Genomic DNA, 15,463 nt, shown 5'->3' with positions numbered 1-15,463 from the left:
CTGCCCCCCTGTCGGGGGGGGGGGCGGGGGGGGGGGTGTGGGGGGGGGGGGGCCGGGGGGTGGGGGGGTGGTGCGGGGGGGGGGGGGGGGGGCCCCCCCCCCCCCCCCCCCCCCCACCCCCGCGCAGGTCACGGCCCCCGCACCCACCACCTCCCCCACCCACCGGGACCGGACGGACTCGTCCGGGATGCCAGGTCTGTACCGACATGTGACGCTGAGTTGAACGATTCGGCGGCACGGTACGGGAGGGGGTCACCCGGTGACTCCAGGACCAGGTCCTCGTGCGCGGGCGGTCGCGCTCCAGGTCGGAGCCGCGGCCCTCGGACTCGGCCTCGCGCTGACCGCACCGGTCACCGCGGCCCACGCGGCGGTAGCACCGCCCATCGCCACACCCCCAGCACCCGCCGCCTCCCCCACACTCGGCGGAACCCCCTCCCCCGCACCCACACCAAGCGCCTCCCCCGTACCGGCCGAACCATCGGCACCCACCGCCAGCACCGGCCCCGCCGGCCCTTCCGGCTCCCCCGCCACCCCCACCCCCGCACCACCCCCCTCCACCGGCCTCGCCGGCCGCCCCGCAGGCGAAGGCCGCACGCACCCAGGACGCCCCGCCGCCGCACCCGCCTCCCCCTCTCCGACCGTTCCGGCTCCCGCCGAGAACCCCGCCGAGAACCCGGCCCAGGACCCCGCTCGTACCAAAACGGCAACAGCCCGCACCCCCGTCGCCGAGCCGGACGAGCCCCACGAGGCCGACGGAGTGGTACCCGAGACGGACGGGACGACCGCGCCGCCGACGCCTCCGGAGGTGCCCGCCGCGGCGCCGGGGATCGGCGCGAGGGCGGCGGCGGACCTCTCCGACCGGCGGATTCCCGTGCTGACACTGGGGATCGGGCTCGCGCTCGTCGGCCTCGGCTTCGCGTTCCTCGGGGTCCGGATGCGGCGCCGCTGAGGCTGCCGTCAGCCCTGGTCGAGGGCCCGGGTCCTCCTTGAGACGGACCCGGCAGGTCCCTCTGAGGGCGCTTGTCCGGGCCGACTTACTCGGTATACATACTGAGTATGTCGATCCGCCACGGGCTTCTCGCCCTGCTCGAACGTGGCCCCCGCTACGGCTCGCAGCTCCGCTCGGAGTTCGAGTCGCGCACGGGCTCCACCTGGCCGCTGAACGTGGGCCAGGTGTACACGACCCTCAGTCGTCTCGAACGCGACGGAATGGTCGTCCAGGACGGCGAGGACACCGCCGGCCACGCGCTCTACGCGATCACCGACGACGGTCGCGCCGAGCTGCGCGCCTGGTTCGCGAACCCCGTGGACCGCACCAGCCCGGCCCGTGACGAGCTGGCCATCAAGCTCGCGATGGCCGTGGGCGCGTCCGGGGTCGACATCCGTGACGTCATCCAGTCCCAGCGCCGCCACACGGTGAAGGCCATGCAGGACTACACCCGGCTCAAGGCGCAGGCGATCACCGCCGTCGAGGCGAACGGGGCCAGGGAACGCGACGACGTGGCCTGGCTGCTCGTCCTGGAACAGCTGATCTTCCAGACCGAGGCGGAGGCCCGCTGGCTCGACCACTGCGAGGCCCGGCTGATCCGGCTCTCGGCGGTCTCGGCGGTCTCGGCCGCGGCGGACGCCCAGGACCGGGCGTCGGCACAGGTCACCGAGCCCGCCACCGACCAGCGGCTCCCGGCCCGCTGACACGCCCGCAGGGCCACCGCACCACACACGTCCCACAGACAACACCCAGACCGTACGTCCGGCGCCGCCAACGCGCGTACCGCACGACGCCGTTCGCCGGCGTACACCCGAGGGGGATTCCCATGACCACACAGCAGCAGCCCGTGCTGCGTCTGCAGAACCTGACCCGCGTCCACGGTTCGGGCGCGACGGAGGTGCACGCCCTGCGCGGCATCGACCTCGACGTCCACCCCGGTGAACTCGTCGCCGTCATGGGCCCGTCCGGCTCCGGCAAGTCGACCCTGCTCACCATCGCGGGCGGCCTCGACACCCCGACCTCCGGCCGGGTCATCGTCGAGGACACCGACATCACCACCGCGTCGCCGAAGCAGCTGGCCGCCCTGCGCCGCCGCAGCATCGGCTACGTCTTCCAGGACTACAACCTCATCCCGGCGCTCACCGCCGCGGAGAACGTGGCCCTGCCGCGCGAGCTCGACGGCGTCTCCGCCCGCAAGGGCCGCGTCGAGGCGCTCGCCGCCCTTGAGGAGATGGGCCTCGGGCACCTCGCGGACCGCTTCCCCGACGAGATGTCCGGCGGCCAGCAGCAGCGGGTGGCCATCGCCCGCGCCCTGGTCGGCGACCGCCGCCTGGTCCTCGCCGACGAGCCGACCGGCGCCCTCGACTCCGAGACCGGCGAGTCCGTGCTCGCCCTGCTGCGCACCCGCTGCGACGCGGGCGCCGCCGGTGTCCTGGTCACCCACGAGCCGCGGTTCGCCGCCTGGGCCGACCGGGTCGTGTTCCTCCGGGACGGCGCCGTCGTCGACCAGACCGTACGCAGCGACGCCGAATCGCTCCTGACCGGCCGGGCGGCGCAGCAGTGACGAACTGGCTCCACTCCTGGCGGGCCGCGGTCCGCATCGCCCGCCGCGACGCCTGGCGCGCCAAGGGCCGCAGCTTCCTGGTCCTCGCCATGATCGCGCTGCCGATCCTGGGCGTCAGCGCCCTCGATCTGACCGTCCGCAGCTCCGAGCTGACCGTCGAGCAGACGGTGGCGCGGAAGATCGGCGCCGCCGACGCCCGCCTCATCGACTCGAACGTCGCGGGCGTGCCGGTGCTCCAGGACCCGAAGGCCGAGCAGTCGACCCCGGTCGAGGACTACAGCAAGTCCAACAAGCCCTGGCCCAGCGGTACGACCGACGTCCCGAAGACCGTCCCGGCCGGATCGAAGATCCTCACCGACAGCACCGGCACCGCCAAGCTCACCACCACGCACGGTCTGCTGCAGACCGAGGTGCGCGAGCTGAAGGCCACCGATCCGCTGGCCGACGGCATCATGTGGCTCACCGAGGGCCGCTTCCCGCAGAAGAACGACGAGATCGCCGCCACCACCGGCTTCCTGAAGAGCAGCGGGCTCAAGGTCGGCTCCACCCTCTCGGCCCGTGGCTACGACCGCGAGTACCGCATCACCGGCGCCTACGAGCTGCCGAGCGACCTCAAGGTCGAGCAGGTCAACGCCCTGCCGGGGGCGTTCCTCGCCCCGTACGGCGCGGCCGTCGAGAAGGCCGGCAGCGCGAAGCCCGAGACCCTGACCACCTATCTGGTGGGCAAGTCCGGTGGTTTCACGTGGAACGACGTCCAGGAGATCAACAAGAAGGGCGTGACGGTCTACTCGCGCGCCGTGCAGCTGGACCCGCCGGCCGACTCCGCGGTGCCCCTGTTCCAGCGGGACGGCTGGGGCGCCTACCAGGAGACCACCCGCGCCTCCGAGCTCGCCATCCTGGTCACCGTGGTGGGCCTGGCGATGCTGGAGGTCTGCCTGCTCGCCGGTCCCGCGTTCGCGGTCGGCGCCCGCCGCTCGCGCCGCCAGCTCGGTCTGGTCGGCTCCAACGGCGGCACCCGCGGTCACATCCGGGCCATCGTGCTCAGCGGCGGACTCGTCATCGGCGCGGCCTCGGCCGTCGTCGGTGTCATCCTGGCGATGCTGCTCACCCTGGCGCTCCGCCCGGTCCTCGAGGACTACATGGGCCAGCGGTTCGGCGGCTTCAACGTCCGCCCCCTCGAGCTCCTCGCCATCGCCGCGGTCGCCGTCCTGACCGGTCTGCTCGCCGCGATCGTCCCGGCGATCACGGCCTCCCGGACCACCGTCCTGGCGTCCCTCACCGGCCGCCGCGGTGTCCGCCGCACCAGCCGGGTGCTGCCCGTGCTCGGCCTCGTCGCCCTGCTGCTCGGCGGCGCGATCGCCCTGTACGGCTCCGCGCTCTCCGACCGGGTCATCGTCGTCGCGGGCGGTTCCGCCCTCGCCGAGCTGGGCGTGGTCGCCATGACCCCGGCCCTGGTGGGTCTGTTCGGCCGCACCGGCCGCTGGCTGCCGCTCTCGCCGCGCCTGGCGCTGCGCGACGCGGTGCGCAACCGGGGGCGTACGGCTCCCGCGGTCGCCGCGGTGCTCGCCGCCGTCGCCGGTACGGTCGCCGTCTCCACGTACGCCGCGAGCAGTGAGGCGGAGTCGCGTGCCGGCTACGAGGCGAAGCTGCCGCACGGTGTCGTCGCCGCCTTCGTCACCGAGGAGGGCGGGCGGGACGTGCCCGCCGTCCGCGAGGCCGTGCAGCGCTTCTACCCGGTCGACCAGCGTGCCGACGTGTCCCGGATCAACGTCGGCAAGCCGGGCTGCGACGCCTGGGGCAACACGCCGGGCTGCGGCCGCTTCGAGATCGTGATCCCGCCCGCGAACGAGTGCCCGCTGTGGGTCTCCCTGCCGGACGGGTCGGCGGCGAGCGACAAGTACACCCCGCAGCAGCGGCGCGACCTCCAGCAGAAGGACTGGCGCTGCAAGCCGTCGCACGGCGGCGGGATCTCCGTCCCCAACAGCATGATCGTCGCCGACGCGGCGGTCCTGAAGATCCTCGGCATCACCGACCCCGGTGCCGCCAAGGCCCTGGCCGACGGCAAGATCCTCAGCTTCTCGAAGTCCCAGGTCGACAAGAAGGGCGCCGTCGGGATCCGCGTGATCACCGACACCGCCGCCTACGACCGGGCGGCCGAGCAGCGCAAGCCGCTCCCCGGCACGGTCAAGTCGTTCCCGGCGTACGAGGTGCCGGGCGACGCCCAGGCGTACGGCGTGCAGAGCATCCTCAGCCCCGCCGCCGCCAAGGCCGCCGGACTGAGCACGCTGCCGATGGGCGGCTACTACACGACGGACCGGCTGCCGGACACCGAGCAGCGGCAGAAGCTCGACGGTGAGATCGCCAAGCTGGGCAGCAATGTCGAGCTCACCCTGGAGGAGGGCTACGTCAGCAAGAACAACCTCGTGCAGCTGGCCCTCAGCATCTTCGCCGGTCTGGTCACCATCGGCGCCGCCGGCATCGCGACCGGTCTGGCCCAGGCCGACGCCGAGGCCGACCTGAAGACGCTGGCCGCGGTCGGTGCCCCGGGCAGGGTGCGCCGTACGCTCAGCGGCTTCCAGTGCGGGGTGGTGGCCGCGATGGGTGTGGTCCTCGGCTCGGCGGCGGGCCTGCTGCCCGCGATCGCGCTGCGGCTCACCCAGCAGCGCGAGTCGATGGGCTACTACGAGCAGTCCCTCGCCGAGGGCTGGGGCGCGCTCAAGCCGCCGGAGCTGACGATCGTCGTCCCCTGGGCCACGCTCGCCGGCCTGATCGTGGCCGTGCCGATCGGCGCCGCCGTGCTCGCGGCCCTGGTGACCCGCTCGCGCGGGGCCCTGGCCCGCCGCGCCGCGCACTGACGGAACCCCGGCCGGGTTCGCACGGGCTTTCGTTGCCGGGCTGTGCCCCCGGAGGAGGGTGGATCACCCTCCTCCGGGGGCACAGGTGTGTTGACGCGTGTGTGCGAGAGAATGGCGGCATGGAGATGCCGAGGAATGACAGGTCGCAGGAGAGCCCCCAGGTCCTCATCGTGGGCCAGGACGGGATGGCGCTCGGCGGCACTCAGGGTGGCGACGAGTCCCGCGAGGTTCCGTTGACGGAAATGGTCGAACAGCCTGCGAAGGTCATGCGGATCGGCAGCATGATCAAGCAGCTTCTGGAAGAGGTCAGGGCGGCGCCTCTGGACGAGGCCAGCCGCGTCCGGCTCAAGGAGATCCACGCCAGCTCGGTGAAGGAGCTGGAGGACGGGCTCGCCCCGGAGCTGGTGGAGGAACTGGAGCGGCTCTCGCTGCCGTTCACCGACGAGGCGATCCCCTCCGAGGCGGAACTGCGGATCGCGCAGGCCCAGTTGGTGGGCTGGCTGGAGGGCCTGTTCCACGGCATCCAGACGGCGCTGTTCGCCCAGCAGATGGCGGCCCGCGCCCAGTTGGAGCAGATGCGCCGCGCGCTGCCGCCCGGTGCCTCGCACGACGATGACGACGACCACGGCCCGCAGCACGGGCGCGCGGTCGGCTCGGGCCCGTACCTGTAGGCGGCCCGTCGTTCTCGACGAGAAGGCCCGGCCGGGGCGGTGAGGACCGCTCCGGCCGGGCCTTCTCGCGTGCCGGGTCCGACGCTGTGACCTGGCGGGTCAGGCGCCGGGCGCGACCAGGAGCACCTTGCCGACGTGGCCGCTCGCCTCGACGACCCGGTGGGCCTCGGCGGCGTCCGGCATCGGGACGGCGCGGTCGACGACCGGGGTGACGGTGCCCGCCTCGACCAGCGGCCAGACGTGCTCGCGCACGGCGGCGACGACCGCGGCCTTCTCGCCCAGCGGGCGCGAGCGCAGCGTCGTCGCGAGCACGGCGGCCCGCTTGCCCATCAGCGCGGCCAGGTTCAACTCGCCCTTGACGCCGCCCTGGAGGCCGATGACGACCAGGCGGCCGCTGACCGCGAGGGCCTGGACGTTGCGGTCGAGGTACTTCGCGCCGACGATGTCGAGGATGACGTCCGCCCCGGCCCCGTCGGTGGCCTTGTGCAGTTCGGCGACGAAGTCCTGCTCGCGGTAGTCGATGAGGATGTCCGCGCCGAGTTCGGCGCAGCGGGCCAGCTTCTCGGGGCCGCCGGCGGTCACGGCGACCCGGGCGCCGACCGCCTTGGCCAGCTGGATCGCCATGGTGCCGATGCCGCTGGCCCCGCCGTGCACGAGCAGCGTCTCGCCGGGCCGCAGATGGGCCAGCATGAAGATGTTCGACCAGACGGTGCAGGCGACCTCGGGCAGTGCGGCGGAGGTCACCAGGTCGATGCCCGCGGGCCGGGGCAGCAGCTGCCCGGCCGGGACGGCGACCTTCTGCGCGTAGCCGCCGCCGACGAGCAGGGCGCACACCTCGTCGCCGACGGACCAGCCCGAGACCCCGGGGCCGAGGGCGACGATCCGGCCCGCGCACTCCAGGCCGGGATAGCGGGAGCTGCCGGGCGGCGGGTCGTAGAAGCCCTGCCGCTGCAGCAGATCGGCACGGTTGACGGCGCTCGCCACCACCTCGACGAGCACTTCACCTTCGGCGGGTACGGGATCGGGCACCTCGGCCCAGACCAGCGCCTCGGGCCCACCGGGTTCCGGAATCGTGATCGCATGCATGTCCGCGAGGCTACTCCGGGCCCGGTGGCCCCACCCGGCGGTGCCGCCCGCCGGTCCCGTCCGGCGTGGCCGTCCGGCGTGGCCGCTGCCCGCCCGGCCGGGTCAGTCCTCGGCGGGCGTGGTCAGCGGGGTGACCGGGGCGGCCCGGACGATGGTGATCACCCGGTCGGTGAGCTGCAGCGGGCTGGCCGCGGGATCGTCGTACCCGAGCAGCCGGTGGCCGCGCAGCACGCTCACCACCAGGTCCTCGGTCTCCCGTACGCTGCGGCCCGCCTCGGCCTTGGTGACCGGCCGTTCGACCAGGTCGAGCCCGGAACCCTGCTGGATCAGGTCCTCCATCACGGTGCCCGCGCTGGGGCTGAGCACCGAGAGCCCGAGGAGGCGTCCGGCGGCGCTCGCGCTGGTGATCACGGCGTCGGCGCCGGACTGGCGCAGCAGCGGCGCGTTCTCCTCCTCGCGGACCGCGGCGACGATCTTCGCGCCCCGGTTCAGCTGCCGGGCCGTCAGGGTGACGAGGACCGCGGTGTCGTCGCGCTGGGTGGCGATGACGATCTGACGGGCCTTCTGCACCTCGGCGCGGAGCAGTACGTCGCTGCGGGTGGCGTCGCCGAGGACGCCGACGAAGCCGTCCGTGTTGGCGGCCTCGATGACCTTGGCCGAGGGGTCGACGACGACGATCTGCTCCTTGCGGAGTCCGGTCGCGCAGAGCGTCTGGATGGCGGAACGCCCCTTGGTGCCGAAACCGACGACGACGGTGTGCTCCCGCAAGGCGGACCTCCAGCGGTTCAGCCGGAACTCCTCGCGGGTCCGCTCCGTGAGGACCTCGAGGGTGGTACCGACCAGGATGATCAGAAACAGCACGCGCAGCGGCGTGACCAGCAGGATGTTCGCGAGCCGCGCCGAGTCGCTGTACGGGACGATGTCGCCGTATCCGGTGGTGGAGAGGGTGACGGTCGCGTAGTAGACGGCGTCGAGGAAGTCGACGGTGTCGTTGGCGTTGTCGTGATAGCCGTCGCGGTCGAAATAGACGATGAAGACGGTGATCACGAGCACGCCGAGCGCCATGAGCAGCCGCTTGCCGACCTGCCGCAGCGGCTTCTCGACCACCCGGCGGGGCAGCTTGATCCGGGGTCCCGCGATCCGCTCGTCGGCCTGACGCGCCATCGCGTCACGGCTGGGAAGTTTCACGTGAAACACACCCCTCGGTCGGCGAGCCCGGATCCGGTCCCGGTCCCGGTCCCGGTTCCCGTAGCGGTACCGGCTCCCGAGGGCGGCCAGGGGAGGTCGAGGACGTCGACCGGCGCTCCGGCGGCCGCGCCGCCGGGCGGGACCACGGCCATGCCGTCGGCGGCGGCGACGCCCCGGAGCATCGCGGGCCCGTGGTAGCGCAGCGGCTCGACCCGGCCGCCGCGCCGCAGCACGGGCACCAGCCGGGTGTCGTACGGGTGCCCCTGCACGTCCTCGCCCAGCTCGGTCCGGTACGGGCCGGGGCCCGGCCGTCCGGTCAGCGCGCGCAGCAGTGGCGCGGCGAGGGTGAGCAGCCCGGAGACGGCGGCGAGCGGGTTGCCGGGCAGGCCCACCAGGTGGCGGGCGCCGGGAAGTTCGGCGAGCAGCATGGGGTGTCCCGGGCGGACCTTCACGCCGTCGACGAGCAGGGTGGCCCCGGCCTTGGCGAGCACCGGGTGGACGTGGTCGACGGGACCGGCCGCGGTGCCGCCGGTGGTGACGACCACGTCGGCGGCGGAGCCGGTGACGGCCGCGTGCAGCGCCTCGGCGTCGTCGCCGACCCGGCGGGTGCCGAGCACGTCGGCGCCGAGCGCGGTGAGCCAGGGGCCGAGCAGCGGGCCGAGGGCGTCGCGGATCAGTCCGTCGTGGGGGAGTCCCGCGGTGAGCAGCTCGTCGCCGAGGACGAGCACCTCGACCCGGGGGAGCGGGTGCACGGTCAGTTCGTCGTACCCGGCGGCGGCGGCGAGGCCGAGGACGGCGGGGGTGACGGCGCTCCCGGCGGGCAGCAGCCGGTCGCCGGAGCGGCACTCCTGGCCGCGCGGGCGGATGTCCTGGCCGTGCACGACCTCGCGGCGGGCGTGCAGCTGGCCGGTGGCGTCGGCGCGGGCGTGCTCGCTGCGGACGACGGCGGTGGCCCCGGCCGGCACCCGGGCGCCGGTGGCGATGCGGACGGCGTCGCCGTCGGCGAGTTCGCCGGTCCCGGTGTGGCCCGCGAGCACGGCGCCCTCGGCGTCGATCCGCCAGGGCCCGGGTCCCGCGACGGCCCAGCCGTCCATGGCGGAGGTGTCGAACGAGGGCAGGTCGGTGAGTGCGGGCAGCGGCTCGGCGAGGACCCGCCCGAGTGCCCGGTCGAGCGGTACGGCCTGCGGATCCCGCCCGGCCGCGGCCCGTGCCCCGGCGCGCGCGGCGACCGCCCGGGCCTCGGGCCAGGGGGTGGCGTGGTGCGGTTCGGCGGCGGACGGCGCCCCGGGGCCCGCGCCCGCGTCCGGGGCGGTGGCTGTCGCGTGCCGCCCGACGAGGGCGAGGGCGTCGGCCACCCCGTCGTCGTCGGCGCCGTGGCCTTCGGTGTCGTGGCCTTCGGTGTCGGCCTCGGTGTGGGCACCCTCGGGCTCGGCCCGGTCGGGCGCCCGCTCCTTCATCGTCATCCGGCCTCGTCCTGGTCCTGGCCCTGTTCGGCGGCCCAGCGTTCGGCGAGCGCGGCGGCCTTGGCGGCGGCCTCGGTGACGGCCGCCGGGCCGCCCCCGCCCGCCCCGGCGGCGCTCGCCGCCGCGTAGCCGACCAGGAAGGTGGTCAGCGGCGCGGCGGGGCGTGCCACCCCGTGCGCGGCGTCACGGGCCAGGTCGAGCAGCACGCCCGTGTCGACGTCCAGGTCGATGCCCAGTTCGTCCTTGACTGCGGTGATCCATTCATCCAGCACGCTCCCATGCTCCCTGATCCGCGCCCGGGCCGTGGCGATGTCCTCCCAGGTGTCGCAGTCGAAGGACGCCGCGCCGGTCCCGGTGACCCGGATCAGCCGCAGTTCCCCGGTCACCCGGCGCAGCGGCAGCCCGTCGGGACCGCCGTGCGCGGCGGCGGCGCGGGCCACCGCCCGGCGCAGCGCGTCCGCCCGGTAGACGGCGACCAGCGGCTGCTCCCGCCCTTCGGGGTCCACGGTGACGGCGCCGTCGGCGGCGGGCTCGGCGTCGAGCGCGGCGACCAGACGGCGGGCGGTGTCGGGCGCGAAGAACGGCAGGTCGGCGGAGAGCAGCAGCACCAGGGGCCGGGTGGGGCTCGGTGTCCCGTCGGGCGCGGTGGCGAGCCGGTCGAGCCCGGCGGCGAGGGCGGCGACCGGGCCGCCGCCCGGCGGGTCCTCGCGGGCCCATTCGACGGGGCGGGCGGTGGCACGGGGCGCGGCGACGACGACCGTACGGGCGGCGCCCCGGCAGCCCGCGAGGACCCGGTCGAGCAGCGGTCTGCCGCCGACCCGCACCGCGGGCTTGTCGGCACCGCCGAGGCGGCGGGCGGCGCCTCCGGCGAGCACGAGGGCGTCGTACGCGGTCGTCGTCCAGGTCATGCCAGCAGTATGGTCCGGCGCCCTGGCCCGGCGTCGAGTACCGGCATCGGCCCGGCGGCGGGCTCCGCCGGGTCGCGCCCGCCGGCGACGGGCGCGGCCGGGCCGTGAACGCGTCCGGGACCCGGCGTGGGGTTGGGCCCCGGACGGAACCACCGGGCGCGGCCGGGACCCGGTGCCCCGGCCGCCGCGTGTCCCGGCGGGACTTTCCGGACACGCCCTGGGCGGCCGTGTCCGTGCTCTGTCGTGCGGCGGCGCCGTACGGCCCGCCGCGCGGGTGTCGCGGGTATCGCGGGTGTCAGAGGGTCCTGAGCAGCACCGCCGGGTTCTCGACGCAGTCGGCGACGTACCGCAGGAAGCCTCCGGCGGTCCCACCGTCGCACACCCGGTGGTCGAAGGTGAGCGAGAGCTGCACCACCTGACGTACCGCCAGCTCGCCCTGGTGCACCCATGGCTTGGGCACGATCCGGCCGACGCCGAGCATGGCCGCCTCGGGGTGGTTGATGATCGGCGTGGAGCCGTCGACCCCGAACACCCCGTAGTTGTTGAGGGTGAAGGTGCCGCCGGTGAGGTCGGCCGGGGTGAGCGCGCCCTGCCGGGCGGCCTCGGTGAGCCGGGCGAACTCGGCGGTGAGCGATTCGGCGGTGCGCCCGCCCGCGTTCCGTACCACCGGGACGACCAGGCCGCGCTCGGTCTGGGCGGCGAACCCGAGGTGGATCTCGGGCAGCCGGACGATCTCGCGGGCCGCGAGGTCGACGGTGGAGTTCAGCTCGGGGAAGCGGGTCAGGGCGTGGGCGCAGATCCGGGCGAGCAGCGCGAGCACGGAGATCTTCGGGCCTCCCGCCGCGTTCATGGCCGCCCGGGTGGCCATGAGTTCGGTCGCGTCGGCGTCGACCCAGCAGGTGGCGTCGGGGATCTCGGTACGGCTCCGGGACAGCTTGTCGGCGACGGCGCCGCGCACTCCGCGCAGCGGTACGCGCTCCCCCGTGCGGGCGGGACCGGCGGCCGGGGCCGCGGCTGTCGCGGGCGCGGTGGCGGCCGGGGCGGCGGGCCGGTCGCGGACCGTGTCCCGTACCGCGAGGGCGGTCTCGACGTCGGCCCGCAGGATCAGGCCCTCCGGTCCCGAGCCGGTGATCTCGCGCAGGTCCAGGTCCCGGTCCCGGGCGAGCTTGCGCACCAGCGGCGAGATGACCGGCAGCGGCCCGGCCGGTGCTGCCGGTGCTGCCGCGGGCGCCACCGGGGCGGCGGGCTTGGGCGGGGCGGCGGGCGCGGGCGGGGCGGCCGGGTTCCGGTGCTGGACCCGGCGGCGGCGGACGGCGGGTCCCGTGGTGCCGTAGCCGACGAGCACGTTGCCCGAGTACTCGGAGGAGACGGCCGCCGCGGCGGCCTCGGCGGTGCCGTTCGCCGTCGTGCCGTTCGCCGCCGGGGCGGCGTTCCCGGCGGAGCCCGGATCCGGGTCCGGGTCCGGGCTGCCGCCGACGGCGACCGTGATGAGCGGCGCCCCGACGGGGAGTTCGGTGCCCTCGTCGCCGAACCGGGCGGTGACCACGCCCCCGTACGGGCAGGGCACCTCGACCATGGCCTTGGCCGTCTCGACCTCGACGACCGGCTGGTCGATGGCGACGACGTCGCCGACGTCGACCAGCCAGCGGACGATCTCCGCCTCGGTGAGCCCCTCACCGAGGTCGGGCAGCTTGAATTCGAGCACCTGCGCCATCAGCGGCTCGCCTCCCACTGGAGCCGGGCGACCGCGTCCAGGATCCGGTCGACGCCGGGCAGGTGGTGCCGCTCCAGCATCGGCGGCGGGTAGGGGATGTCGAAGCCCGCGACCCGCAGCACCGGCGCCTCCAGGTGGTGGAAGCAGCGCTCGGTGACCCGGGCGGCGATCTCGCCGCCCGGGCCGCCGAAGCCGGTGGACTCGTGGACGACGACGGCACGGCCGGTGCGCCGCACCGAGGCGCAGACGGTCTCGTCGTCGAACGGCACGAGCGAGCGCAGGTCGACGACCTCCAGGTCCCAGCCCTCGGCCTGGGCGGCCTCGGCGGCCTCCAGGCAGACCGGCAGGGACGGGCCGTAGGTGAGGAGGGTGGCGCTGGTGCCGCGGCGGCGCACCACAGCCCGGCCGATCGGCTCGACGGCCGTCGGCGCCTCGGGCGACCAGTCGGCCTTCGACCAGTAGAGCCGCTTGGGCTCCAGGAACACCACGGGGTCGTCGGAGGCGATGGCGGCGCGCAGCAGGCCGTAGGCGTCGTCGACGGTGGCGGGGGTGACGACGTGGAGGCCGGGCGTCGCCATGTAGTACGCCTCGGAGGAGTCGCTGTGGTGCTCGACGCCGCCGATGCCGCCGCCGTACGGCACGCGGATCACCACGGGCATCGGCATGGCGCCCCTGGTGCGGTTGCGCATCCGGGAGACATGGCTGATGAGCTGCTCGAACGCCGGGTAGGCGAACGCGTCGAACTGCATCTCGACGACCGGGCGCAGCCCGTACATCGCCATGCCGACGGCGGTGCCGAGGATGCCGGCCTCGGCGAGCGGGGTGTCGGTGCAGCGGTCCTCGCCGAATTCCTTGGCGAGTCCGTCGGTGACCCGGAAGACGCCGCCGAGGGTGCCGACGTCCTCGCCCATGACGTGCACGGTGGGGTCCTCGGCCATGGCGTCGCGCATGGCGCGCTGGAGCGCCTGGGCCATGGTGGCGGGCTTGGCCGCGGCCTTGGCGGCGGGGCGGGCGGTGGCGTGCGTGGTCATCCCGCCTCGTTCTCTGCGTCGAGTTCGGCCCGGAGCTGTGCCGCCTGCTCGCGCAGTTGCGAGGTCTTCTCGGCGTACACGTGGGCGAAGAGGTCCATGGGGTCGAGCACCGGGTCGGCGTTCATGCGCTCGCGCAGCCGCGCCGCCATCGTCTCGGCCTCCTCGGCGGCCGCGCGGCGGGCGTCGTCGTCGAGCAGTCCGCGCGCGGTGAGCTCCCGCTCCAGGAGCAGGATCGGGTCGTGCGCCCGCCAGGTCTCGACCTCGCTGTCGCCGCGGTAGCGGGTGGCGTCGTCGGCGTTGGTGTGGGCGTCGATCCGGTAGGTGAGGGCCTCGACGAGGGTGGGGCCGCCGCCGCGGCGGGCGCGGGTCACGGCCTCGGTGAGGACCTGGTGGACGGCGACCGCGTCGTTGCCGTCGACGAGCCGGCCGGGCATCCCGTAGCCGACGGCCTTGTGGGCGAGCGACGGGGCGGCGGTCTGCTTGGCGAGCGGCACGGAGATCGCGAAGCCGTTGTTCTGCACGAGGAAGACGACCGGGGCCTGCCAGACGGCGGCGAAGTTCAGTGCCTCGTGGAAGTCGCCCTCGCTGGTGCCGCCGTCGCCGACCATGGCGAGGGCGACGACGTCGTCGCCCTTGAGCCGGGCGGCGTGGGCGAGGCCCACGGCGTGCGGGAGCTGGGTGGCGAGCGGGGTGCTGAGCGGCGCTATGCGGTGCTCGCGCGGGTCGTAGCCGGTGTGCCAGTCGCCGCGGAGCAGGGTGAGGGCCTGCACCGGGTCGAGGCCGCGGGCGACGGCGGCGAGGGTGTCGCGGTAGGAGGGGAAGAGCCAGTCCCGCTCCTCCAGGGCCAGCGCGGCGGCGACCTCGCTGGCCTCCTGGCCGGTGGTGGAGGGGTAGACGGCGAGCCTGCCCTGCTTGGTGAGGGCGGTCGCCTGCGCGTTGTAGCGGCGGCCGCGGACCAGCTCCCGGTAGAGCCTGCGGAGCAGCTCGGGGTCGGCGTCGGCGACCGCGTCGGTGCCGAGCACGCGCAGCGGCTCGGCGTCCGGCAGCAGCGGGGCGGGGTCGGTGCGGGGGCGCCAGGCCGGCGGCGGGGTGGGCCGGTAGGCGCTGGTGGCACCGCGGGGCTCTTGGACTGTCGAACTGCGCTGTCGCAACGAGTCCACCTCCTCGTGGGAGCGGGCATAACACCCGAAGGCGGGTGGCGCGGAATGTGGCGCGCCTCACCTACCGATTGTTCGGTCGTGGAGGCATTTTGGCTACAGGCACCTTCAGCCTGTGGACAAACGGTTCTCCACAGCTTGGGATGGGTGCAGGGCGTCCACGGGAGAGAGGCGGGGGGACATGGCGGATGAACAAATGGCCGGTGTCGACGTGCGCGCGGCCGGTGAGCCCCTGAATGCGCCCCCGGGCGCCGCCCCGGCGCCCGCACCAGCGCCCGGGCCGGTTCCCGCGCCCGGAGCGCCGCCAGGTCCTGCCATGGTGCCCCCGATGCCGCAGGCCCGCCCGCTGGACGCGGTCGACCGGGACATCCTGCGGCTGCTGCAGGCCGACGGCCGGGCCTCGGTCCGTTCGGTGGCCGAGCGGGTGCACGTGTCCCGGGCCAACGCGTACGCGCGGATCAACCGGCTGATCGACGACGGGGTGATCCGCGGCTTCGGCGCCCGGGTCAACCACGAGCGGGCGGGGCACGGCGCCTCCGCCTACATCACGCTCAAGATCGTCCAGAACTCCTGGCGCACCGTGCGCGAACAGCTCCAGGCGCTGCCGGGCGCCGCGCACATCGCGCTGGTCAGCGGAGATTTCGACGTGCTGCTCCTGGTGCACACGCCGGACAACAGGACGCTGCGGGAGCTGGTGCTGACCCGGCTCCAGTCGATCCCCGAGGTGCTGTCCACCCGCACCCTGCTGGTCTTCGAGGAGACCGACCTGGACCCGGGCACGTTTCCGGTGCCGGACCAGCGGGACCAACGCGACTAAGACGGTCCAGGCGGTCCAGGC

13 protein-coding genes are annotated in these 15,463 nt (G+C 74.7%); 6 read left to right on the top strand and 7 right to left on the bottom strand.

What is annotated here, in order from left to right; translation table 11 throughout:
• Positions 1-757 precede the first annotated feature (757 nt).
• The 5 genes from ACIPXM_RS27170 (at position 758) to ACIPXM_RS27150 (ending at position 6,078) form a co-directional block, all read left to right on the top strand.
• Entirely contained in the window at positions 758-949 is a 192-nt protein-coding gene (locus ACIPXM_RS27170; protein ID WP_401660364.1) for a hypothetical protein, read from the top strand.
• A 107-nt stretch (positions 950-1,056) separates the two neighbouring features.
• A complete protein-coding gene (locus ACIPXM_RS27165) occupies positions 1,057-1,692 on the top strand; it encodes a PadR family transcriptional regulator (RefSeq protein ID WP_401660361.1) in 636 nt (211 codons plus the stop codon).
• 122 nt (positions 1,693-1,814) lie between these two features.
• Positions 1,815-2,552, top strand: coding sequence for an ABC transporter ATP-binding protein (locus tag ACIPXM_RS27160; protein ID WP_401660358.1), 738 nt, complete (start codon positions 1,815-1,817; stop codon positions 2,550-2,552).
• Complete coding sequence (locus tag ACIPXM_RS27155; protein WP_401660355.1) at positions 2,549-5,407, top strand: FtsX-like permease family protein; 2,859 nt, start codon at positions 2,549-2,551, stop codon at positions 5,405-5,407. Before ACIPXM_RS27160 ends, ACIPXM_RS27155 begins: the two co-directional genes overlap by 4 nt.
• A gap of 119 nt (positions 5,408-5,526) precedes the next feature.
• A complete protein-coding gene (locus ACIPXM_RS27150; protein WP_401660352.1) occupies positions 5,527-6,078 on the top strand; it encodes a bacterial proteasome activator family protein in 552 nt (183 codons plus the stop codon).
• 99 nt (positions 6,079-6,177) lie between these two features.
• Here the strand turns inward: ACIPXM_RS27150 and ACIPXM_RS27145 are convergent, their stop codons facing one another.
• The 7 genes from ACIPXM_RS27145 to pdhA form a co-directional block, all read right to left on the bottom strand.
• Positions 6,178-7,164 carry an NAD(P)H-quinone oxidoreductase gene (locus ACIPXM_RS27145; RefSeq protein ID WP_401660349.1) on the bottom strand — a complete coding sequence of 329 codons (987 nt, stop codon included), beginning with the start codon at positions 7,162-7,164 and terminating at the stop codon, positions 6,178-6,180.
• Positions 7,165-7,266: 102 nt separating this feature from the next.
• Positions 7,267-8,352 carry a potassium channel family protein gene (locus ACIPXM_RS27140; protein ID WP_401660346.1) on the bottom strand — a complete coding sequence of 362 codons (1,086 nt, stop codon included), beginning with the start codon at positions 8,350-8,352 and terminating at the stop codon, positions 7,267-7,269.
• Positions 8,349-9,815: a molybdopterin molybdotransferase MoeA gene (locus ACIPXM_RS27135; RefSeq protein WP_401660343.1), complete on the bottom strand. Its 1,467-nt coding sequence runs from the start codon at positions 9,813-9,815 to the stop codon at positions 8,349-8,351. Before ACIPXM_RS27135 ends, ACIPXM_RS27140 begins: the two co-directional genes overlap by 4 nt.
• Positions 9,812-10,723: an NTP transferase domain-containing protein gene (locus ACIPXM_RS27130; RefSeq protein WP_401660341.1), complete on the bottom strand. Its 912-nt coding sequence runs from the start codon at positions 10,721-10,723 to the stop codon at positions 9,812-9,814. Before ACIPXM_RS27130 ends, ACIPXM_RS27135 begins: the two co-directional genes overlap by 4 nt.
• Before the next feature lie 295 nt (positions 10,724-11,018).
• Positions 11,019-12,437, bottom strand: coding sequence for a dihydrolipoamide acetyltransferase family protein (locus ACIPXM_RS27125; protein WP_401660338.1), 1,419 nt, complete (start codon positions 12,435-12,437; stop codon positions 11,019-11,021).
• Positions 12,437-13,468, bottom strand: coding sequence for an alpha-ketoacid dehydrogenase subunit beta (locus ACIPXM_RS27120; RefSeq protein WP_401660335.1), 1,032 nt, complete (start codon positions 13,466-13,468; stop codon positions 12,437-12,439). The genes ACIPXM_RS27125 and ACIPXM_RS27120 overlap by 1 nt, the downstream gene beginning before the upstream one ends.
• On the bottom strand, positions 13,465-14,628 hold the full coding sequence (pdhA, locus tag ACIPXM_RS27115; RefSeq protein WP_401660332.1) for a pyruvate dehydrogenase (acetyl-transferring) E1 component subunit alpha: 1,164 nt from the start codon (positions 14,626-14,628) through the stop codon (positions 13,465-13,467). The genes ACIPXM_RS27120 and pdhA overlap by 4 nt, the downstream gene beginning before the upstream one ends.
• Before the next feature lie 178 nt (positions 14,629-14,806).
• Between pdhA and ACIPXM_RS27110 the strand changes: the two genes are divergently transcribed.
• Positions 14,807-15,442 carry an Lrp/AsnC family transcriptional regulator gene (locus ACIPXM_RS27110; RefSeq protein ID WP_401660329.1) on the top strand — a complete coding sequence of 212 codons (636 nt, stop codon included), beginning with the start codon at positions 14,807-14,809 and terminating at the stop codon, positions 15,440-15,442.
• Positions 15,443-15,463 lie beyond the last annotated feature (21 nt).

It is taken from the genome of Streptomyces sp. NPDC090025 (genome assembly GCF_044748125.1).
In the GTDB taxonomy this organism is placed as follows: domain Bacteria; phylum Actinomycetota; class Actinomycetes; order Streptomycetales; family Streptomycetaceae; genus Streptomyces.
This window is presented reverse-complemented; position numbering and strand designations above follow the sequence as displayed.

Bases quoted from the DNA above. Each gene is read 5' to 3' on its own strand.
- ACIPXM_RS27110 (WP_401660329.1), top strand. From the start codon at position 14,807: ATGGCGGATGAACAAATGGCCGGTGTCGACGTGCGCGCGGCCGGTGAG.
- ACIPXM_RS27120 (WP_401660335.1), bottom strand. From the start codon at position 13,468: ATGACCACGCACGCCACCGCCCGCCCCGCCGCCAAGGCCGCGGCCAAG.
- ACIPXM_RS27165 (WP_401660361.1), top strand. From the start codon at position 1,057: ATGTCGATCCGCCACGGGCTTCTCGCCCTGCTCGAACGTGGCCCCCGC.
- ACIPXM_RS27125 (WP_401660338.1), bottom strand. From the start codon at position 12,437: ATGGCGCAGGTGCTCGAATTCAAGCTGCCCGACCTCGGTGAGGGGCTC.
- ACIPXM_RS27135 (WP_401660343.1), bottom strand. From the start codon at position 9,815: ATGACGATGAAGGAGCGGGCGCCCGACCGGGCCGAGCCCGAGGGTGCC.
- ACIPXM_RS27160 (WP_401660358.1), top strand. From the start codon at position 1,815: ATGACCACACAGCAGCAGCCCGTGCTGCGTCTGCAGAACCTGACCCGC.
- ACIPXM_RS27145 (WP_401660349.1), bottom strand. From the start codon at position 7,164: ATGCATGCGATCACGATTCCGGAACCCGGTGGGCCCGAGGCGCTGGTC.
- ACIPXM_RS27130 (WP_401660341.1), bottom strand. From the start codon at position 10,723: ATGACCTGGACGACGACCGCGTACGACGCCCTCGTGCTCGCCGGAGGC.
- ACIPXM_RS27150 (WP_401660352.1), top strand. From the start codon at position 5,527: ATGGAGATGCCGAGGAATGACAGGTCGCAGGAGAGCCCCCAGGTCCTC.